Source organism: Bacillus sp. Xin1 (assembly GCF_013314535.1).
GTDB lineage: Bacteria > Bacillota > Bacilli > Bacillales > Bacillaceae_G > Bacillus_A.
This window is the reverse complement of record NZ_JABUAE010000015.1, coordinates 44,107-65,592: the sequence shown is the minus strand read 5'-3', so window position 1 is coordinate 65,592 and position 21,486 is coordinate 44,107. Positions and strand designations below refer to the sequence as shown.

The window sequence follows — 21,486 nt, the reverse complement described above, 5'->3', positions numbered from 1 at the left end:
CAACCTGAAAAAGGTTCTGCTTAAGCAAGCAGAGCCTTTTTTTTGTATGTGTAATTATCAGAAAAATATTTCTCAACTTTTTATATGTCTTAATTTTTAAAATATATTGAAAATTGAATAACCGAACAATATTATTTAAATATCGACAAAAAATGATAATTCGCAGGACATAGGGAGGGAATGGATTGAAAAAGAATAAGAAGTTAAAGCCTTTATCAGTATTAGCAACAGCGGCAGTGTTAAGTAGTACGTTTGCATTTGGGGGACAATCTGCATATGCGGAAACGCCATCAGCATCGTTGCCGATTGACGAGCATTTAATACCGGAGGAACGTTTGGCGAAAGCGTTGAAAGAGCGCGGAGTCATTGATCAATCAGCATCGCAAGCTGAGACGTCAAAGGCTGTAGAGAAGTATGTTGAGAAAAAGAAAGGGGAAAACCCTGGGAAAGAAGTAATAACAGGGGATAGCCTTACGCAAGAAGCTTCTGATTTTATGAAAAAAGTAAAAGATGCGAAGATGCAGGAGAATGAAAAAGCGCAGCAGCCAGCAGTAGGTCCAGTAGCTGGTCAAGATGCGGGAGTGAATACTAGGAAATTAAATGGAAAAGTTCCGACTACACCAGCGAAACAAACAGAATATAACGGTGCAGTTCGCACAGATAAAGTGCTTGTTTTACTTGTAGAATTTAGCGATTTCAAACATAACAATATTGATCAAGAACCAGGATATATGTATTCTAAGGACTTTAATCGTGAGCATTATCAAAAGATGTTGTTTGGCGATGAGCCATTTACGTTATTTGATGGATCAAAAATTAATACATTTAAGCAATATTACGAAGAGCAATCAGGCGGTAGCTATACAGTTGATGGAACTGTAACGGAATGGTTAACTGTTCCAGGAAAAGCTTCGGATTACGGTTCGGATGCTGGTACTGGTCATGATAATAAAGGGCCTTTAGGACCACGTGATTTTGTGAAAGAAGCATTAAAAGCTGCAGTAGCAAAAGGGATTAACTTAGCTGATTTTGACCAATTTGATCAATACGATTACAACGAAAATGGAAATAAAAACGAGCCAGACGGCATTATTGATCATTTAATGGTTGTTCATGCGGGTGTAGGACAAGAAGCTGGTGGCGGTAAGTTGAAAGATGATGCGATTTGGTCTCATCGTTCAAAACTTGGATCAAAACCATATGCAATTGATGGTACAAAATCTTCTGTTTCAAACTGGGGCGGAAAGATGGCGGCATACGACTATACAATTGAGCCTGAAGATGGAGCGGTTGGTGTGTTTGCACATGAGTACGGTCATGATTTAGGTTTACCAGATGAATATGACACAAAGTATACAGGGAACGGTGAACCTGTTGAATCTTGGTCTCTTATGAGTGGCGGTAGCTGGTCTGGAAAAATTGCAGGAACAGAGCCAACGAGTTTCTCACCACAAAATAAAGAGTTTTTCCAAAAGAATATGAACGGAAACTGGGCGAACATTTTAGAAGTAGATTATGATAAGCTTCGCGGTGGTATTGGTGCAGCAACATACATCGACCAAAGTGTTACGAAATCTAAACGACCAGGAATCGTTCGCGTGAACTTACCTGACAAAAATATTAAAAATATCGAAGCAGCATTCGGTAAGCAGTTTTATTACAGTACAAAAGGGAACGACATGCATACATCACTTGAAACACCAGTATTTGATTTAACAAATGCGGCAAATGCTAAGTTTGATTACAAGGCATTCTATGAGCTTGAAGCGAAGTATGATTTCCTTGAAGTAAATGCAATTACAGAAGATGGAACAAAAGTGCGTATTGATAGAATTGGTGAAAAAGATGTAAAAGGCGGTATGGATACAACTGATGGTAAGTGGGTTGATAAGTCATACGATTTAAGCCAATTTAAAGGAAAGAAAGTAAAATTACAATTTGAGTATGTAACAGATATTGCAGTGTCTTACAAAGGATTTGCGTTAGATAATGCAGCATTAACTGTAGATGGTAAAGTTGTGTTCTCTGATGATGCAGAAGGACAGTCAGCAATGACATTAAAAGGATTTACTGTATCTAACGGATTTGAACAGAAAAAACATAATTACTATTTAGAGTGGAGAAATTATGCTGGTTCTGACACAGCATTAAAACATGCGCGTGGTCCAGTATTTAATACAGGAATGGTTGTATGGTATGCGGATCAAAGCTTTACAGATAACTGGGTAGGCGTTCATCCAGGTGAAGGATTCTTAGGAGTAGTAGATTCTCATCCAGAGGCAATTGTAGGGACATTAAACGGAAAGCCGACTGTGAAGAGCAGTACGCGTTATCAAATTGCGGATGCAGCATTCTCATTTGATCAAACGCCAGCATGGAAAGTAGATTCACCAACTCGCGGAATCTTTGATTATAAAGGATTACCAGGGGTTGCGAAATTTGATGATTCTAAGCAGTATATCAACGACATCATCCCAGATGCAGGACGTAAGTTACCAAAACTAGGATTGAAGTTTGAGGTAGTAGGTCAAGCTGAAGATAATTCTGCAGGAGCAGTTTGGATTCATCGATAGAATAAGTTGAAACTAAGGGGAGTTGTCCCATAAGTCGGTGAAATCGACTTATGGACAGCTCTCTTTTTATTGTAGAAACGGGGCAGTTTAGTTTAGGAACTAGTTCATTGGATAGGAAAATATAAAGTTCATTTTCAATAAAAACGAGAAATGATATTGCTAGAGAATTGCCTATTCTTTTAAAGTGAAAGAGACTATAGTAAAAAAATATATAAACTATCAAAATATTAAGATATGGGCGCATGTTACTATATAAATGCAAATTGAAAAACCGACATAAAAACCCTCAAGTCATGCTACCTTTTACCCCCTAAATTCCTCTATCCATAAATCGTTGTGAAAAATGATGTTTCTATAACAAAGAATTACCGAAAATACAAAAAATTTGAAAATTTAAAATTTAATATATGTAATTTTGCATAAATAACCACAAGATACTGTTTTATTTGTATACTCCTTAACAAGATGCATCTTTATTATTTGTAGTATTGAGAGGAGAAATAGAAATGAAGAAATCCGTCGTTACATTACTAGCAACAGGGATGGTTTTAGGTGCTCCATTTTCAAGTGCCTTTGCAGAAGAACAAGTATCGCAGCAAGAAGCTTTGGGCAAAATGGAAGTCGTTCAAAAACAGTGGAATGATGAGCAAGGAAATCCATCCTTCCTTTCGGGAGAATTATCTGATAAAAAAGTGGATTCAGAAAAAGCAGTAAAGTTGTTCCTTGAAGAAAATAAAGAGTTATTTAAAATCAACCCACAAACGGACTTAACACTAAAAGAAGTAAAGTCAGATGATTTAGGAATGAAACATTATGTGTACATTCAATCTATTAATAAAGTTCCAGTTGATGGTGCACGTTTCATTGTTCATACAAATCGTGATGGCAAAGTAACAACGGTAAACGGAGACGTACATTCCGCTGCCGCTGACCGTTTGAAAGGAAATACAAAGGCAAAGATTTCAAATGAAACTGCCATTTCAAATGCATGGAAACATATTAATCTAGCAAAAAAAGATACACTTGTAGAAACAAATGGGACTCCGTTAGAACAAATAAAAGAAAAAGCAACATCTACAAATGAAAAAGCAGATTTAGTTGTTTATGAAAAAGACGGGAATTATTACTTAGCTTATAAAGTACAATTACAATTCATTAAACCTTATGGAGCAAACTGGCAAATCTATGTAAACGCAGAAGATGGAACAATTGTAAATTCATATAATGCAGTTACAGATGCAGATACTCCGCAAAAAGGCTATGGAAACGGCGTATTTGGGGATCGAAAAAACCTGAATACAACTTACAGTAGTCAATATGGAAAATACTATTTAAAAGACACAACAAAGCCGATGAATGGTGGCTTTATTGAGACAACTACAACTAATCATGGCACTGATTGGCAAAATCCAGATAATTACTATCTATTCGATAAAGATAATGCTTGGATAGATAAGAGCCAAGCTCCTGCAGTTGATGCTCATTTTAATGCAGGAAAAGTATATGATTATTATAAAAATGTTCATAACCGCAATAGTTTTGACGGAAAAGGTGCAACAATTCGTTCTGGAATCAATTTCGGAACTAACTACAACAATGCATTCTGGAATGGACAACAAATGATTTATGGTGATGGCGATGGTGTTGAATTCGCACCGCTGTCAGGTTCGCTTGATGTTGTTGCACACGAACTAACACATGCGGTAACTGAAAAGTCAGCTGAGCTTGAATACCTAAATCAATCCGGGGCACTAAATGAATCTTTTTCTGATGTATTTGGATATTTCGTTGATCCAGCCAACTGGGATTTAGGAGAAGCTGTAACTACGCCAAAAGTTGCAGGAGATGCACTTCGCAGCTTATCAAATCCTGAAAAGTATGGACAACCTGCTCATATGAATGACTATCAATATTTACCACCAACAGAAGAAGGAGACAATGGTGGCGTACATATCAATAGCGGTATTCCAAATAAAGCTGCTTATTTAACAATCAATGCTATTGGTAAGGAAAAAGCAGAAAAAATCTACTACCGTGCTTTAACAACGTACCTTACACCAACAAGTGATTTCAGCAAGGCACGTGCTGCTTTATTACAATCTGTTGCTGATTACGATGGCGTTAATAGCGCGACATATCAAGCTGTGCAAAAAGCTTGGAATGACGTAGGAGTAAAATAATAGTTTCATTGATAGAAAAATGTAAACGGACACGCTTGCTAGGAGTATCTGGCGAGGGTGTCCTTTTTTCACTATCATTAAAGAAAGGGTTCTGGTGCAAAAACTTCAGGACAATTGCAATGAATCTATCAATCTTGGACATACTGACACTATTACTCTAAAAAGGGTGCGTGATTGGTATGGAAAAAAGTCATAATCTTGTCCTTCCTCTCATACAGTGAAACTAACAAGGCTTGTCTTAGGAAAGGAAGGGAATCAAGTGGAAACTTTACCATGGTGGATTTATCTTGTTATTATTGGGATTGTCGTAAGTGGCTACATGGTTTTATATACTTCTAAAAAAGAGCAAGATATGGATAATGAGTTTATTGAAAAAGAAGGGGAAGTATATATGAAGCGTTTGGAAGAAGAGCGCGAGAGACGGAATCAAGAAAGTGATAAGGATTCTGTGTTGCTTTAATAGAAACCTTTTGAGAAGAGAAATGTATTTATTTCTCTTCTTTTTTATTCTACAGGAAATATTGATTGTGGAATGTTTGTATAAAAGGAAAGTATACGTTGTGTTTCAAAACGACATGATATATGGTACGAAATAGCGCTTATTATACGGTGTAACGCATAAGTTGCGCAGTTTATGCAACTACAACTATCTTTACTATTCATCATTCATTTACTCATACTAGGGCATAGAGAGAGGTGATGAACTCGTTATGATTTTTAGCGAACGTTTAAAAGAAGAAAGAGAGAAAAGAAATTGGTCACAAAATGATTTGGCTGAAAAAATTCATGTAAGTCGTCAGTCTGTTTCGAAATGGGAGACTGGAAAGAACTATCCAAGTATCGAAATCATCATTCATTTGAGTGATCTATTTGATATTACAATTGATGAGTTGTTGAGGAGTGATGAGGAATTGAAGCAGAAGGTGATTCAAGATAGTAAACAATTAGCGCATCCAAAATGGAAGGTGTTTTTTGATAGTGTATTTATGTTAGGGCTATTTTTGTTGCTATTAAAAATCAGTGTACTACTGTTAAATAAGTTTGCAGGAGCAAATATAACAATTTTAGCAGGGGTACCGTATGTCATGAATTTTGCGCCGTTACTACTTATGGTTATAGGCGGCACAGGGTCGGATAAGTTGAAAAATACATATCAATAAAAAGCTGCCTCTGAATTGGGGGCGGTTTTTTATCGGCGATTTTTCAAATATATCGACCGTTTTTCGTCATATATCGGCGATTCGACATAGGATATCGACCATTCGACGCCGCGCGACAAGAAAGAGAGCTGAAAATTTCTCCTACTAGCTTTTCTTTTCGCCTAAATTGTGTACTATAAAAGGTATGATGACGTAAAGAAGGGGACTTTTTGAATGGAATTTCATGAACAAAAGATTTTGCCAGCTGTTCGGCAGATTAAGGATTTAGAAAAGTTACTACATAGCTCTTATGAGTATATGGTTATTTTAGATATTCATATCGGACAATTGAAGAGTGTCGTGGCACTTGCAAAGCAGCATGGTAAAAAGGTATTTTTACATGTTGATTTAATTCATGGCTTGCAAAGTGATGGTCATGCGACAGAGTTTTTATGCCAAGAATATAAGCCATATGGATTATTGTCGACAAAGGCAAGTGTCATTATGAAGGCGAAGCAAAAGGGTGTTGTTGCGATTCAACGTATCTTTTTAATTGATTCGAGTGCGATGGAGAAAAGTTGCAATCTTTTAGAGAAAACGAAACCAGATTATATTGAGGTGCTTCCAGGCGCTTTAACAGGTGTGATCGCGGAAGTGAAAGAACGGACGGGTGTGCCGATTTTAGCAGGCGGATTTATTCGTACGGTGGATGATGTGGAAAGAGCGTTAGCTGCTGGTGCGACAGCGATTACAACGTCGAAAAAAGAACTATGGAAACATTACAAGAAATAGGAAAAAGGAAAAGCTTTCTTGTAGGTGAGAGAGGATCCACCAATGCATAGAAGCGGTCAGTGCCTATTTTCGCTCCAAGCCGTGTGAAAACAGAGGGAGAAAATGAGTGGAAGGCCGCTTTTGTCTTCATAGCACGGGCTTGTATGTTGAGAAAATAAAATGGATGTAAAAAGTGTCGAAAATGTGAAAAAATTTTATTGACACCGCTTTCATTTAGGGTTAACATTATAGATAAGTTAATAAACGTGACGGAGAAAAGAAGAGATCCACATTTCATTGTTTCTATATTGTTATATAGAAACGTGTTAGCTGTGGGTCTTTTTCTTTCGAAAAAAACGAATGGCCATTCATTTTCTCTCTATCACATTACACACGTTTAAATTGATTATGGAGGGATTTTATGTCAGCATTTTTAGGGGAGTTAATAGGGACTGCGTTGTTAATCGTTCTTGGTGGCGGCGTTTGTGCTGGTGTAAGTTTAAAGAAGTCATTTGCTAAAGATTCTGGTTGGATTGTTATTACGCTAGGATGGGGCTTAGCAGTTGCGGTTGCAGCGTATGCAGTTGGATCAATTAGCGGAGCACATTTAAATCCAGCTTTAACTATAGGACTCGCATTTAAGGGAGCGTTCCCATGGAATGATGTACCAGGTTACATTGTAGCGCAAATGATTGGGGCAATCATCGGTGCAATTATCGTATATTTACATTACTTACCGCATTGGAAAGAAACAGAAGACCCAGGTACGAAGTTAGGTGTTTTTGCAACAGGACCAGCAATTCCGAACACATTTGCAAACCTTTTAAGTGAAATGATTGGAACATTCGTTTTAGTATTTGGTATATTAGCGATTGGTGCAAATAAATTCGCGGATGGTTTAAATCCATTCGTTGTCGGTTTCTTAATCGTAAGTATTGGTTTATCATTAGGTGGAACAACAGGGTATGCAATTAACCCAGCTCGTGATTTAGGGCCTCGTATTGCACACTTCTTCCTACCGATTCCGGGTAAAGGCGGATCAAACTGGAAGTATGCATGGATTCCGGTAGTAGGACCGATTTTAGGTGGATCACTTGCAGGTTTATTCCATCAAGTTGTATTTGACGGAAAACAAAATGCAGCACTTATTTATGTGATAATTGCAACTGTGATTGTACTAGCAATCTCTTATATGACAAGCAAAAAGAGCGGAAGTAATACAAATAGTAGAAAAGTAGCATAAGGGGGAACTGATTATGAAAAAATATATTCTTTCATTAGACCAAGGAACTACAAGTTCACGTGCAATCCTTTTTAATAAGGAAGGAAAAATTGTTCATTCAGCTCAAAAAGAGTTTACACAACATTTTCCAAAGCCAGGTTGGGTAGAGCATAACGCGCACGAAATTTGGGGATCTATTTTAGCAGTTATCGCAACTTGTTTAAGTGAAGCGGATGTAAAACCAGAACAAATCGCGGGTATCGGAATTACAAACCAACGTGAAACAACGGTTGTATGGGATAAAGAAACGGGTAAGCCAGTTTATAATGCAATCGTATGGCAATCACGCCAAACAGCTGAAATTTGTGATGAGTTAAAAGAAAAAGGCTATGGCGACATGGTTCGCGAAAAAACAGGTCTTTTAATTGATGCGTACTTCTCTGGTACGAAAGTAAAATGGATTTTAGATAACGTTGAAGGTGCAAGAGAAAAAGCAGAGCGCGGCGAATTATTATTCGGTACAATTGATACATGGCTTGTATGGAAACTATCTGGCGGTAAAGCGCACGTAACAGATTACTCAAATGCATCACGTACATTAATGTTTAATATTCATGACCTAGAGTGGGATGATGAGCTTTTAGACATGTTAACAGTGCCAAAGAGCATGCTTCCAGAAGTACGTCCATCATCTGAAGTATACGGTCATACAATTGATTATCATTTCTTTGGTCAAAATGTACCAATTGCAGGTGTTGCAGGTGATCAACAAGCAGCGTTATTTGGACAGGCTTGCTTCGGTGAAGGGATGGCGAAAAACACATACGGAACTGGTTGCTTCATGTTAATGAATACAGGTGAAAAAGCAGTTGCGTCTGAGCACGGCCTATTAACAACAATTGCATGGGGTTTAAATGGTAAAGTTGAATATGCATTAGAAGGAAGTATTTTCGTAGCAGGTTCAGCAATCCAGTGGTTACGTGACGGCATGCGTATGTTTAAAGATGCAAGTGAAAGTGAAGAGTACGCAAATCGCGTAGAATCAACAGATGGCGTATATGTTGTTCCAGCATTCGTAGGACTTGGAACACCGTACTGGGATAGTGAAGTACGCGGAGCGGTATTTGGTGTAACGCGCGGAACAACGAAAGAGCACTTTATTCGTGCAACGCTAGAGTCGTTAGCATACCAAACGAAAGATGTATTATGCGCAATGGAAGCTGATTCAGGTATTCAGCTGAAAACATTACGTGTAGACGGCGGAGCAGTTAAGAATAACTTCTTAATGCAGTTCCAAAGTGATATGTTAGATGTGCCAGTAGAGCGTCCAGTAGTGAATGAAACAACGGCTTTAGGTGCAGCATATTTAGCTGGTCTTGCAGTTGGGTATTGGGAAAACCAAGATGAAATTAAAGCGCAGTGGAATATGGATCGAAGCTTTACACCAGCAATGGAAGCGGGAACAAGCGAAGAGCTATATGCTGGATGGAAAAAAGCAATTGAAGCAACAAAAGCTTTTAAATAATCATAAACAGTGTTATAATGGTGACAAGTTAATAATTCGGTAGGAGATATGGAGAGACCACAACACGCTATAGAGGAGAAATCTATAGCGGAGTTTGTGGTCTCTTTTTTCGTATAATAGGGAGGAATTACCATGAAATTTTCAAGTAAACAACGTAAAGACGTATTAAACGGAGTAAATAAACAAGAATTAGATGTGATCGTAATTGGTGGAGGGATTACTGGTTCTGGTATTGCATTAGATGGGGCAACACGTGGTTTATCAACGATTGTGTTCGAAATGCAAGACTTTGCAGCAGGTACATCAAGTCGTTCAACGAAACTTGTACACGGTGGTTTACGTTATTTAAAACAACTTGAAGTGAAGATGGTAGCAGAGGTGGGGAAAGAGCGTGCGATTGTATATGAGAACGGTCCCCATGTAACAACACCAGAATGGATGTTATTACCGTTCCATAAGGGCGGCACATTCGGTTCATTTAGTACATCAATCGGTCTTCGTGTATACGATTTCCTAGCAGGTGTAAAACGAAGCGAGCGTAGAAAAATGTTTAGCCGCGAAGAAACAATGAAAAAAGAACCGCTTGTAAAACAAGAAGGTCTAAAGGGCGGCGGTTACTACGTAGAATATCGTACAGATGACGCACGTTTAACAATTGAAGTAATGAAAGAAGCAATTGAGCACGGTGCAAAAGCAGTCAACTATGCAAAAGTAGACGGTTTCTTATATAAAGATGGAAAAGTATGCGGTGTACGCGTTATCGACTTACTAGACGGTGAAGTATACGAAGTATATGGTAAGAAAATTGTAAACGCAGCTGGTCCTTGGGTAGATACACTTCGTGAAAAAGATAATTCGAAAAAAGGAAAAGTACTGCAATTATCGAAAGGTGTTCACTTAGTTATCGATCAAAAACGTTTCCCACTTGGTCAAGCGATCTATTTTGATACACCAGACAAACGTATGGTGTTCGCGATTCCGCGCGGCGGGAAAACATATGTAGGTACGACTGATACGTTCTATGATAAAGACGCAGCAGTACCACAAATGACAACAGAAGATCGCACATACATCATCAATGCGATTAACTATATGTTCCCGACTGTGAAGATTACAGAGAAAGATATTGAATCAAGCTGGGCTGGTGTTCGTCCATTAATTTATGAAGAAGGAAAGAATGCATCTGAAATTTCTCGTAAGGATGAAATTTGGACTTCTGAATCAGGTTTAATTACAATTGCGGGTGGTAAGTTAACAGGATATCGCAAAATGGCTGAAATGGTAGTTGACTATGTAACATCTCTACTACAAAAAGAAGGGCATAGCGCATATCCGAAAAGTGAAACGAAACATATGCCAATTTCAGGCGGTCATGTAGGTGGTTCTAAACAGTTACCAACATTCATTGCGAAAAAAGCACAAGAAGGAACGAAATACGGCTTAACGACGCAACAAGCAGAAGAGTTTGCGAAATTCTATGGCTCTAACGTTGATATTCTCTTTAACTTAGCAAAAGAACTGAAAGCAGATGCAAAAGAGTATAACATGCCGCTAGACGTACTTGTACCGCTTGTATACGCGATGGACTATGAAATGACAGCAAAACCAGTTGACTTCTTCGTACGCCGCAGAGGAGCTGCATTCTTCAACATTCACTGGGTATACGATTGGAAAGAAAACGTAATTGCGTATATGGCAGCAAAATTAGGCTGGAGTAAAGAAGAACAAATGAAATACACAGCTGAACTAGAGAAAGCATTAAGAGACGCTGTCGTGCCTGTAGATCAACAGGAGCAAGCAGCAGCGTTAGCATATTAGTGTATGTATCGTCACGCAATTTGTCGAATGGTCGATATCCTATGTTGAATCGCCGATATATATCAATTTGCGCCGAGATATTGTGAGAAACGATTGATATATTTGCAAAATCGCCGATAAAATTTCATTTGCTATTTTTTAGAGGGATAAGCTTCACTTTCTTAGTGGACATAAAAATAATAATAGCAATTTTTTTATGTTTTTTTATGTTTTTTTTGTTATAATAACATACGGGTTAAGGGAAGTTAAAAAAGCTTCCCTTGTGTTTTAAACTGCATCTAGCTTTTTGCTAGATGCTTATTTTATTTTATACAATAAAATAAGCTGTCAGGTTTCCCCTGACAGCTTATTTCATAACAATTATTTCTTCTCTTTGTCTTCTTTTGGAGCTTCAAAAGTATCTTTTAAGTCTTTATCGTTAACTTTCACGTCAGCTTTTTTCAGTTCTTTCTCTTGAAGCTTAGCCATGAACTCGCCATCTTGCATTTTTTTCGCAACAAGATCTTTTTTGATGTCAGCTTTTGAGTCATCAAATGATTTTTCTTGTTCTTTAATATCGGTTACTTTAATGATGTGGTAACCGAATTGTGATTTTACAGGTTCACTTACTTCATCTTTTTTCATTTTATATGCAGCTTCTTCAAATTCTTTTACCATTTTACCAGGTCCGAAGAAACCTAAGTCGCCGCCTTTTTCTTTTGATCCTGTATCTTCAGAGTATTGCTTTGCAAGTTCTTCAAAAGATTTCCCTTGATTAAGTTCTTCTTTTACTTTTTTCGCAGTTGCTTCATCTTTTACAAGGATGTGGCTCGCTTTAATTTCAGGTTTGTAATTTTCTTTTAGTTCTTTTTCAGTGATAGAGCTTTCAATTGCTTTGTTCATTGCTAATTCAGCACGAACGCTTTCTTTAAATGATTTGTCTGTAAATCCTTGTTGTTTTAGAGCGGCATCAAATTGATCACCAAGTTGCTTCTTATACTCGTCGTATTTTTTGTCAACTTCTTTATCATCGACTTTGTAGTTTGTCACAAGTACTTTTTCTAATACCATACCCGTTAAAATTTGTTTACCAGCTCTGTCTTTCATTTTTTCATAAAATTCGTCTTTTGAAATGTCACCAGCTTTAGAGGTAACAACTTTATCAGCTGATCCACATGCTGATAAAGCAATCAGACTCGTTGCTGCTAAGGCAAGCATAGCTTTCTTCATTCAATAAACACTCCTACTATTATGTATTTTTAATTCATCCCGCACAAATGAACGATTGCCTCATGTGAGGTGATATGTGTTCATAAGAGCCCGATTAAGTCTCACTGGTTTCGCTTTTTTATCAAGTAAAAAGCCTGCTTAACAGGGCTTACCGAGGCTGAGGATGAAATCTAGCTGAAGGTAATTTTATTCTATAGTATAAGCAATATGTACAAAATTTAATATATCATATTTCGACGTCTTTTCCTATTGATAAAGAAAAATTGACCATTTACTTATAAAGATTGTCAGATTAAGGAGAGAGTACCATATTGGGCGCATGTAGCATATATATATATCCAATTTGATTTTCTAACATATAAATTGCGGTTATGAAGAATAGAAGAAGACTTCTTCTCATTTTTCCCTTTTGTTTTCGCATGGCATGGGATTAAAAAGGGCACTGACCGCTTCTATTCATGAGCGGATTTTCTCTTCCACCTAAAAGGAATGGTTTTATGATGGTCTATAGACAAGAGGAGAAGGGATGGGATGAGTGAATGAATTCAACACTTATTATTTTATTGCTTGTACTGTTTATTTTATTGGTTATAGTAGGTATAATTTGCTTATAGAGGAAAAAAGTGAGGAAGGGACTTTCCTTCCTCACTTTCCATGAAATATAATTTCTATATAACTAGAAATTAATAGAATCGTAATACATACATTAATCACTCGAAAAGCGCTCGTTTGGCGTCTCTCGGATAGTTGTTTTCGTACGCAGAGTGTATGCGTCAGGAAATTCGTGTAGAATAGAACAATAAGTGCAAATGTGACAAAAACAATTTCTATAAGAGTCACGAGGAGATACCTCCTTTTGGCCAAAATACATATACTTTCATATATTGTATCATACGATATTTTGTTCGTGTTATAAAATTCAGAAATAGAAGACATTGTGTTAGAAAGTGAGGGAGAAAATGGACGTTGTAAAACGACTAGAGCAAGCTGAATATTATGTAGAACTTCTTTTTCAAATGATCGACGAAGATAAGTGTCCATTTTATTCTTTAATTATAAAGAAAAAAGCTCGTAAAAAGGATATTGAACGTATACTGAATCTTTGTGAACAATTGAACGAACAATACATAGCAGAGAAACAAGAAGGCTTACTTTTATTCGATGCTCTTTTGGAGCAGTTTGAAAAAGCGCTTCCACATCAGCTCGAAGTAAACGAGACTGCGGAAGCGCTTTATAGACAAGGCTTATTTCAGCCAATTATGCAAGAATTTTTACGCATGACAGCGAAAAAATAATTGGTTTTATTTTTTAACTAATTTTTGATCGTGTTCTATAAAATTTTCCTCAATATTTTCTAGTGACTTCTCAAAAATATCGATAAAATCCTGTCCGTAAATGTTTCTTAAAATCGCGATTAATTCGATATTTTCTGGGAACTTACCGTAGAAGTTGCGAAGAGCAAGAGCGCCATTAAAGACCGAATTATTTTCAGGGTCATACTCCTCCATTAATTGCAGCAGCAATTCTTCCCCTTTTGGTGTAATTTCAATATACGTATTTCGCTTATCATCTTCTTTCTTTGAGAATACAAGATAGCCGCGCTCTTCAAGTTTTTTAGAAAAGTTAAATGCCGTCGATACGTGCATCACGCCAAACTTTGCAATCTCAGAAATAGAAGCCCCTTTTAAATGATAAGCAATCGATAAAATATGATGCTCATTAATGTTTAAATCGTATGGTTTAATCCACTGTTGCCAATCTTTTTCTACACATTTCCATAATGCCTTTGATAATTGAGCAATGCGTTGGCTAAAAATCATTGCTTCTTTGACCGAATAATCTTTTTCTCCACTTTTCATGTACTCACCCACTTTTACATTCTTATTCATTAGTATCTATTATGCCAGTAAAATAAAAATTAATAAAGTATTTTTGTGAGAATTGTGAAAATTTTTCGGAAAAATTATAATTTTGTACAAATCATGCATAATTGTGGAAGCGTTTTAGGTGTCGTAACTATAAGTGTCATCTTCACATAGTAATGGATAACATATATTGTAAATGCATAAAAACACGACATATCTATGTGATATGTCGCGAGAAGAGAAATATTTATAAAAAATATTTGTTATATGCAAAAACTAAGAATGGAACATCGTTTACGCTTTTTCTGGAACTGCTTGTTGCAATTTTTCAATTGACTGTTGAATATCTAAAATCTCTTTTTCAATATGACGCTTGTTCTGTGAAATATTTTGTTTCCATGTGGAAAGTGTATCTTGCATGTCATCTTTCAATTCTTGAAAGGCTTCTTTCCCTTCTGAAGCTGTTTCAACAATTTGACGTTTTAATAATTTTGTATCAGCTGCAATATCTGATAACGTCTTTTTCACATCATTTCCTTTTTCTTTTAGTTTACTGCGCATATCTTTACCAGAAGAAGGAGTTGAAAAAAGAACGGCTAGTCCAGCGACAGCACCGCCACAAATTAAACCTGTTACAAAGGATTTAGCTTTTGACATAAAAGGAAACCTCCTTATTTTTTGCTTGTATTCATGATGTACAAAACAGTGCATATGCTTAAGACAAGGGGGGAGAAAAGTGAAACTTGTAACAACAATTTGTTTTATCGTAAGTCTTTTCTTTCTTGTGCGCGCTATGCATTTGCTGTTATTTGTAAAACAAAGCAGATCGTATCCTCCAGCATTTTGGGTGAAAAAACAAGCCATGCAGTATATGTCTTTTGGAGGAATTGGCTTGTTATGTACAATTTTGTTTTATATGCTCCTATAGTCTATTTTACACTATTTGCAATGGTACTTGCGATGTTTTGTAAATTTTCCGTCGTATATTCATTTTGGTGTGATTTCCAAACGGCGCCAAAACCATCGTTTTCACCGTAGCGTGGAATTAAGTGAAGGTGGAAGTGGAATACAGTTTGTCCAGCTTTTTCACCGTTGTTATTTAGAAGGTTAAAGCCGACTGGATTAAATTCAGCTTTAATCGCATTTGCGATTTTCGGAACGACAGAAAAAATGTGTGATGCAATTTCTGGCGTTAAAGCAAAAATATCTTGTTTATGTACCTTTGGAATAACGAGTGTATGTCCTTTTGTTACTTGGCTAATATCTAGAAATGCAAGTACATGTTCATCTTCATATACTTTTGAGCAAGGAATTTGTCCTTCAATAATTTTACAAAAAATACAATTATCGGCTGTGTGATTCATTGTCCTCATCCTTTCAAGTAGGTCTTAGCCGTATTTTACCATACTTACATAGGAGAACAAATACGAAAAACAGGAAGCTGACTCAGCTTCCTGTTTTCTGAAGAGGGATTGAAAAAGCATTTAATTTAATCTACCGTTCGCAGACACCTCATTTATTTAGGAAATATGTGACAATTCGGCTCGTATTCTGCCTTAGACACCCCATTTACAATGAAATGATAATCCTTTATAAAATGAACTTGTTTATTTTATAAAACAGCATATACTCTCCTCGAGACACCCCGTTTCTAAAATGAAACAAATTATCTGGTTTCGTGTAAATTTTCTTTGTCCATTATGGACACCCCATTTCATGATGATTTCGCTAGGCTATGTTCATCAATTAAGTGGTTGCTTTTTCAATGTGTTCCTTCTTCACTAATTATGATGTCCCGTTTCAGAAATGGTATGCAAAGAAATTAAATTTTTTTGAAGAAATTTAGATACTATGTAGTGTCTTTTATTTTTTGGTAAGATGAGTATATACATTTTATTGAAAGATACGCTTTTCTAAGCGGATGAATATAAAGAAGAAAGTGGTGTCATATGGGACAGTTATTACGTGTGGAAAATGTCACAGGAGGATATACAAAGCGGCCGGTGCTACAAGATGTTTCATTTTCTGTTAATAAAGGTGAACTTGTTGGCTTAATCGGTTTAAATGGAGCAGGTAAAAGTACGACGATTAAACATATTATCGGGTTAATGGAACCGAAAAAAGGTACTGTAACAATTAATGGAAAAAGTATTAGAGAAGATATGACTGCATATCGCTCTAGTTTTTCATTCATTCCGGAAACACCTGTATTATATGATGAGTTAACGTTAGAAGAACATTTAAAGTTAACAGCGATGGCATATGGTGTTGATGAGCAGCAATATGAAGAACGTGTTCAGCGACTATTAAAAGAATTTCGAATGACGAATCGTTTGAAATGGTTCCCGGCTCATTTTTCAAAAGGGATGAAGCAGAAAGTAATGATTATGAGTGCGTTTCTTGTTGAACCATCACTGTATATTGTCGATGAACCTTTCGTTGGACTTGATCCATTAGCGATTCAATCGCTCCTTCAAATGATGGACAAGATGAAAAAGAGTGGTGCTGGCATTTTAATGAGTACCCATATTTTAGCGACAGCAGAACGTTACTGTGATTCCTTTATTATTTTACATCAAGGTGAAATCCGTGCGAAAGGAACACTATCTGAGTTGCAGTCACAATTTAACATGCCGGGTGCGACGCTAGACGATATTTATATTGCGTTAACAAAGGAAGAAGATTATGAATAGTAAAGCGTTATGGAAAGAACGATTCAAGTATTTCTTAAAAGAAGTTCGTACATATAGTAAGTATGTTTTTAATGATCATTTAAAATTTATTTTCGTATTTATCATTGGAGCAGGTGCGTATTATTATCAGCAATGGCTGCAAACATTGACGCCGTCATTTCCGACCGCGCTTGTTATGGCGGTGCTACTTGGACTTGTATTAACTGCAGGATCGATTCAAACGTTGTTAAAAGAAGCAGATCTTGTGTACTTGCTTCCAGTTGAAGAAAAGCTAAAACCGTATTTTACGAAGGCGTTTCTTTTTACGTTTATGATTCAGCTATATGTAATCGCAATTGTATCTGCTGCACTTGCTCCGCTCTATTTTCAGCAGATGAAGCAAACAGGCGGGGCTTACATATGGATTGTGGCTGCGCTTGTGTTAGTCAAAGCATGGAATTTATTTGTAGCATGGGAAAAATCATTTTTAACAGATCAAGGCATGCAGCGCGCGGATTGGTTCATTCGCTTTTTATGTAATGGATTATTTGTATACTTCCTTGTCGAGCGCACGTCAGTGATTTACATCGGAGTAATCCTCTTTGTAATGGTGATCTATCTTGCCTTTATGCATCAAAAGGTAAAAGGAAAACCGTTAAACTGGGAATACTTAATTGCAGAAGAAGGCAAGAAAATGATGTTTTTATATCGCATTGCCAACATGTTTGTCGATGTACCAGCATTAAAAGAGCGAGTATCACGCCGAAAATGGCTTGATTTTGTGCTTTCAATAATTGGTGAAAAACGTACATATTTATATTTGTATACACGTACATTTTTAAGATCTGGAAATTACTTTGGTCTATATATTCGCTTGCTTGCGATTGGTGGTGTGATTCTTTACTTTATACCGTTTTTATATGGACGTTTTATTGTAAGTATCGTATTTCTATATTTAATTGGATATCAACTACTAAGCCTTTGGAAACACCATCGTTTAAAGCTTTGGCTTGATTTATATCCGGTGACCCATGAAGAAAAGAAAAAAGATTTTCTGAAACTGCTCAGTGCAATTTTATGTGTTGGCAGTATTGTATTTACAATCATATTTGCTTTCGCAACAAAAGATATCATCATGACTTGTGTTGTACTTGCCATTAGCATAGCTTTTAGTATCGGTTTTGTTTATCAATATGGCGCAAAACGTATCGAACGTTTAAACTGAAAGGAATGAACTTATGACTGTATATGAAGAGAAGGTCATAAAAGAATTGCAGCAGTGGAAACATACAATCATGAAAGATTCTTCTATGATGAATCGTTTTTCAAAAAAGGTACAAACGAAAGTACAGCAGCTAATCCCAGAAAAAGTGCAAAATGTGCTAACGGAAACAATTAAAAAAATGGTGCAAGGTATTAGCGCCGGATCGCATTTTATCAAGCCGAAGCTAAAAGAAACAGACTGGTCCTTGCAAAGAAGAGATGAAGAAGTGCTAAAGAAAATGGATGAGTACAAAAAGATTGCCGCAGCAGAAGGCGCTGGAACAGGAGCGGGCGGCTTTCTTTTAGGACTTGCCGATTTTCCGCTTTTACTCAGCATTAAAATTAAATTTTTATTTGATGCCGCGACTCTATATGGATTTGATACGAGCAAAGAAGAAGAGCGTCTTTTTATCCTGCATGTATTTCAACTTGCTTTCTCAAGTGATGACCATCGCAAGGAAATATGGAAAGCAATTGAAACGTGGGACACAGAGAAAGAAAATCATATGGACTGGGAGAAATTTCAGAAAGAGTACCGCGATTATATCGATTTAGCGAAGATGCTACAGCTTGTGCCAGTAATTGGTGCGCCGGTCGGTGCATATGCCAATTATCAATTGTTGCAACGGCTTGGTGAGGTGACGATGAATTGTTATCGGTTGCGTTTGCTTCAGGAGAAGGGAATACGTATATAAAAGATATAAAACCTTTCTTTTTAGGTGGGAGAGAGCGTCCGACCGAGCATAGAAGCGGTCAGAGCTTTTTTCGCCCCATGCTATGTGAAAACAAAAGGAGAGAACGAGAGGAAGTCTGCTTTTATTTTCATAGCAGCAACTTATATGTTGAAAACTAAATAGACGTGTACATTTGAAGAAAAGCTTTCACGTTTTGTGGAAGCTTTTTCAGAGTGTCGGAAAATGAAAGACAATAGATTCTTGTTTTCGTATCGCTATTTGCCGAATGGTCGATATCCTGTGTCGGATCGCCGATAAAATTTAATTGCTATATGTAGAAAAGAGGTTATTGAAAAATCTTCAAAGAAAATAACTTTTTGTATATATAATGAGTAATGAATAGAGAGGAGCAGAAAGTATGAAGTTCCGAAAAGACTGGTGGCTTGGATTTCTTGGGTTTATTGGTGTTTATAAATTGCCGAATGTAATCGATGCGTTCCAAGGTGATAAGGATTGGACGGCGTTAATTGGACTCATTTGGTTTATTTGGTTCGGTTATTTCATTCCTGAGAAGAAAGATGATGAAAAGAAAGAAATGTAAAGGAACGTTTCCCTTTTCCTGTAAAGTTTTGTAAACTTATAGAATAAGAGAATTTGTATATTAGATTACTAAATTTGGAGTGATTAGATGCAGCCATTGGAAAATGAAATTCATCCTGATATGGTCAAAGTTTGGAAGACTCGTGTTTTAATTGAGCTAGGCATAAGTATATTAGTGATTCTTGCTTATCTTTTTTTCATGATTCGATTTAATTGGTGGGAATGGATTTTTTATACACTGATTGGAATTACGATTGTGTATACACCGTTTGAGTATTTTCTTTTCCAAAAAATACGTCAGCGTTATCATAGCTATCAATTAAATGAAGAAGAATTAGAAATTCAGCACGGTATGTTTACGGTTAAGCGTGTATTAGTTCCAATGATTCGTGTACAGCACGTTACAATTGAACAAGGACCAATTATGAGAAAATATGGTCTAGCAGAATTACAAATTTCAACGGCAGCTACTTCTCATAGTATTCCAGGGTTGAAGATGAGAGAAGCAGAACAGTTGAAGCATCAAATTGGAGAACTTGCGAAGGTGAGTGATGAGGATGTATAAGAGGCAACATCCAATCACGATGTTATTGGAATTAAAGATAACAGACTTTATACCATTTATTATTTTTCTGTTTAGTTTAAAAGGAAAGTTTCCATTTTGGTATTTAGTACCGATCGGCTTTTTAGTGATTTCAATCGTCTCTGTTATTGTCAGTTGGTACTATAAAGTATATTGGATTGAAAATAATGTACTGCACATTAAACAAGGATTATTTGTGAAAAAAGAAAGTTACTTGAATAAAGAGCGTGTACAGACAATTAATACAAGTTCCAGTATGTTATATCAAATATTAGGTTTAACGAAGCTCAAAATTGAAACAGCTGGCGGTGGTAATGAGCCAGAGATAAGTTTAGCTGGTATTAAGGCTGATGAAGCAAAAACATTAATTGCAATGTTAAATGAACAGGCCGATGAACATCAGGAATTGCAAGAGGATACTGTAAATGTTAGTTTGGAAGAAGAGAATAAGACGGAGTATAAGTTGACTTGGAAGGAAATTTTATTAGCTTCTGTGACATCTGGTCAATTTGGTTTGTTGTTCTCTCTATTGTTTTTTGTTTATTCTCAAGTAGATGAGTATATCCCAAAATGGATTGAAAAAAGGGTAGAAACATATGTAATGGATCATGATGTGTATGGCTGGATTTATATGGTCGCGATCTTGCTTGTTATCTCTTGGATTGTGTCCACACTTGCTTACGCTTTAAAGCATGCGAACTTTACCGTGCATCGGAAAAATGATGAAGTTCGCATTTCACAAGGGCTTATAGAAAGAAAAGAACTTGTGTTAAAATTGCACCGTATTCAAGGGATTACGATAAAAGAAGGGATATTTCGTCAACCATTTGGTTACTGTTCTGTTCATGTGGAAGTCATTCAAAACAATGAAAAAGGTGAGGAGAATGTTACACTCCACCCGGTTATTCGAAAAGACCGCGTCGCAGAATTGCTTGCTCACCTGCAGTTGCCATATGAACTAAACCCTAATATTATAGCCTTGCCAAAAACGGCACTTCGTCGCTATTTGTTGGAGAGTTTTATTTTCTTTTGTATACTAGCTGTTCCAATTACAGGCGCGAGTATATATTTTGAAAAATATTTTGTCATTTGGGCGCTGTTATCTCTGTTTGGATTACTGATGTCACTTGGATATGCATCGTTCCGTGCAGGTGGATATAGCGTAGAAGGGGAGCAGTTAACGATTGTGTATCGTGGTCTTGCGAAATATACAGGATTAGTACGAAGAAGACATGTACAGTCAATTGAGAAAACGCAGTCTTACTTTCAGCGCGGGGCACAGTTATGCTCACAAAATTTCTTTAGTGCATCCAAAAATTATAAATTAGAGCATACGCGTTTAGAAGATGCTGAGCGTATGCAGAATTGGTATAAGAATAAGTAGAATATGTG

Annotated in this window: 21 protein-coding genes; 16 read left to right on the top strand and 5 right to left on the bottom strand. The window is 36.7% G+C overall.

Going from position 1 to position 21,486, the window contains the following annotated elements; translation table 11 throughout:
• Window positions 1-185: 185 nt before the first annotated feature.
• The 8 genes from HRG09_RS14970 to glpD all read left to right on the top strand — a co-directional run bounded on the left by HRG09_RS14970 (window position 186) and on the right by glpD (window position 11,228).
• The gene (locus HRG09_RS14970; RefSeq protein WP_174101546.1) at window positions 186-2,573 is read left to right on the top strand and encodes an immune inhibitor A domain-containing protein; all 2,388 of its coding nucleotides are present in this window, start codon (window positions 186-188) and stop codon (window positions 2,571-2,573) included.
• A 506-nt stretch (window positions 2,574-3,079) separates the two neighbouring features.
• Entirely contained in the window at window positions 3,080-4,753 is a 1,674-nt protein-coding gene (locus tag HRG09_RS14965; RefSeq protein ID WP_174101545.1) for a M4 family metallopeptidase, read from the top strand.
• A 259-nt stretch (window positions 4,754-5,012) separates the two neighbouring features.
• On the top strand, window positions 5,013-5,213 hold the full coding sequence (locus HRG09_RS14960) for a sporulation YhaL family protein (RefSeq protein WP_003195714.1): 201 nt from the start codon (window positions 5,013-5,015) through the stop codon (window positions 5,211-5,213).
• A gap of 250 nt (window positions 5,214-5,463) precedes the next feature.
• A complete protein-coding gene (locus HRG09_RS14955; protein WP_174101544.1) occupies window positions 5,464-5,913 on the top strand; it encodes a helix-turn-helix domain-containing protein in 450 nt (149 codons plus the stop codon).
• A 213-nt stretch (window positions 5,914-6,126) separates the two neighbouring features.
• A complete protein-coding gene (locus tag HRG09_RS14950) occupies window positions 6,127-6,684 on the top strand; it encodes a glycerol-3-phosphate responsive antiterminator (protein ID WP_174101543.1) in 558 nt (185 codons plus the stop codon).
• A 400-nt stretch (window positions 6,685-7,084) separates the two neighbouring features.
• Window positions 7,085-7,906, top strand: coding sequence for a glycerol uptake facilitator protein GlpF (gene glpF, locus HRG09_RS14945; RefSeq protein WP_174101542.1), 822 nt, complete (start codon window positions 7,085-7,087; stop codon window positions 7,904-7,906).
• Window positions 7,907-7,919: 13 nt separating this feature from the next.
• Window positions 7,920-9,410, top strand: a complete 1,491-nt coding sequence (gene glpK, locus HRG09_RS14940) for a glycerol kinase GlpK (RefSeq protein ID WP_174101541.1) — start codon at window positions 7,920-7,922, stop codon at window positions 9,408-9,410.
• Between the two features lie 132 nt (window positions 9,411-9,542).
• Window positions 9,543-11,228 carry an aerobic glycerol-3-phosphate dehydrogenase gene (gene glpD / locus HRG09_RS14935; protein ID WP_174101540.1) on the top strand — a complete coding sequence of 562 codons (1,686 nt, stop codon included), beginning with the start codon at window positions 9,543-9,545 and terminating at the stop codon, window positions 11,226-11,228.
• 360 nt (window positions 11,229-11,588) lie between these two features.
• On the opposite strand, the gene prsA is transcribed toward glpD, so the two are convergent.
• Complete coding sequence (prsA, locus tag HRG09_RS14930) at window positions 11,589-12,437, bottom strand: peptidylprolyl isomerase PrsA (RefSeq protein WP_174101539.1); 849 nt, start codon at window positions 12,435-12,437, stop codon at window positions 11,589-11,591.
• 645 nt (window positions 12,438-13,082) lie between these two features.
• Window positions 13,083-13,277, bottom strand: a complete 195-nt coding sequence (locus HRG09_RS14925; protein WP_098338972.1) for a hypothetical protein — start codon at window positions 13,275-13,277, stop codon at window positions 13,083-13,085.
• 119 nt (window positions 13,278-13,396) lie between these two features.
• Between HRG09_RS14925 and HRG09_RS14920 the strand changes: the two genes are divergently transcribed.
• A complete protein-coding gene (locus HRG09_RS14920; RefSeq protein WP_174101538.1) occupies window positions 13,397-13,732 on the top strand; it encodes a DUF1878 family protein in 336 nt (111 codons plus the stop codon).
• 6 nt (window positions 13,733-13,738) lie between these two features.
• Here HRG09_RS14920 and HRG09_RS14915 read toward each other — a convergent pair whose 3' ends face one another.
• Both HRG09_RS14915 and HRG09_RS14910 read right to left on the bottom strand, forming a co-directional pair.
• Complete coding sequence (locus tag HRG09_RS14915; RefSeq protein WP_174101537.1) at window positions 13,739-14,296, bottom strand: HTH-type transcriptional regulator Hpr; 558 nt, start codon at window positions 14,294-14,296, stop codon at window positions 13,739-13,741.
• Window positions 14,297-14,596: 300 nt separating this feature from the next.
• On the bottom strand, window positions 14,597-14,959 hold the full coding sequence (locus HRG09_RS14910; RefSeq protein ID WP_174101536.1) for a YtxH domain-containing protein: 363 nt from the start codon (window positions 14,957-14,959) through the stop codon (window positions 14,597-14,599).
• 79 nt (window positions 14,960-15,038) lie between these two features.
• Here HRG09_RS14910 and yhzF point away from each other — a divergent pair, with 79 nt between their 5' ends.
• Window positions 15,039-15,230 carry a membrane protein YhzF gene (yhzF, locus tag HRG09_RS14905; protein ID WP_174101535.1) on the top strand — a complete coding sequence of 64 codons (192 nt, stop codon included), beginning with the start codon at window positions 15,039-15,041 and terminating at the stop codon, window positions 15,228-15,230.
• A 1-nt stretch (window position 15,231) separates the two neighbouring features.
• Here the strand turns inward: yhzF and HRG09_RS14900 are convergent, their stop codons facing one another.
• Entirely contained in the window at window positions 15,232-15,666 is a 435-nt protein-coding gene (locus HRG09_RS14900; RefSeq protein ID WP_174101534.1) for an HIT family protein, read from the bottom strand.
• Window positions 15,667-16,251: 585 nt separating this feature from the next.
• Between HRG09_RS14900 and ecsA the strand changes: the two genes are divergently transcribed.
• From ecsA to HRG09_RS14870, 6 genes are all read left to right on the top strand, one after another.
• A complete protein-coding gene (ecsA, locus tag HRG09_RS14895) occupies window positions 16,252-16,995 on the top strand; it encodes an ABC transporter ATP-binding protein EcsA (RefSeq protein ID WP_174101533.1) in 744 nt (247 codons plus the stop codon).
• Complete coding sequence (locus HRG09_RS14890) at window positions 16,988-18,199, top strand: ABC transporter permease (protein WP_174101532.1); 1,212 nt, start codon at window positions 16,988-16,990, stop codon at window positions 18,197-18,199. The genes ecsA and HRG09_RS14890 overlap by 8 nt, the downstream gene beginning before the upstream one ends.
• A 13-nt stretch (window positions 18,200-18,212) precedes the next feature.
• On the top strand, window positions 18,213-18,932 hold the full coding sequence (locus HRG09_RS14885) for an EcsC family protein (protein WP_174101531.1): 720 nt from the start codon (window positions 18,213-18,215) through the stop codon (window positions 18,930-18,932).
• 397 nt (window positions 18,933-19,329) lie between these two features.
• Complete coding sequence (locus tag HRG09_RS14880; protein WP_174101530.1) at window positions 19,330-19,512, top strand: hypothetical protein; 183 nt, start codon at window positions 19,330-19,332, stop codon at window positions 19,510-19,512.
• Window positions 19,513-19,599: 87 nt separating this feature from the next.
• Entirely contained in the window at window positions 19,600-20,076 is a 477-nt protein-coding gene (locus tag HRG09_RS14875) for a PH domain-containing protein (protein WP_174101529.1), read from the top strand.
• Window positions 20,069-21,478, top strand: a complete 1,410-nt coding sequence (locus HRG09_RS14870) for a PH domain-containing protein (RefSeq protein ID WP_174101528.1) — start codon at window positions 20,069-20,071, stop codon at window positions 21,476-21,478. The genes HRG09_RS14875 and HRG09_RS14870 overlap by 8 nt, the downstream gene beginning before the upstream one ends.
• Window positions 21,479-21,486 lie beyond the last annotated feature (8 nt).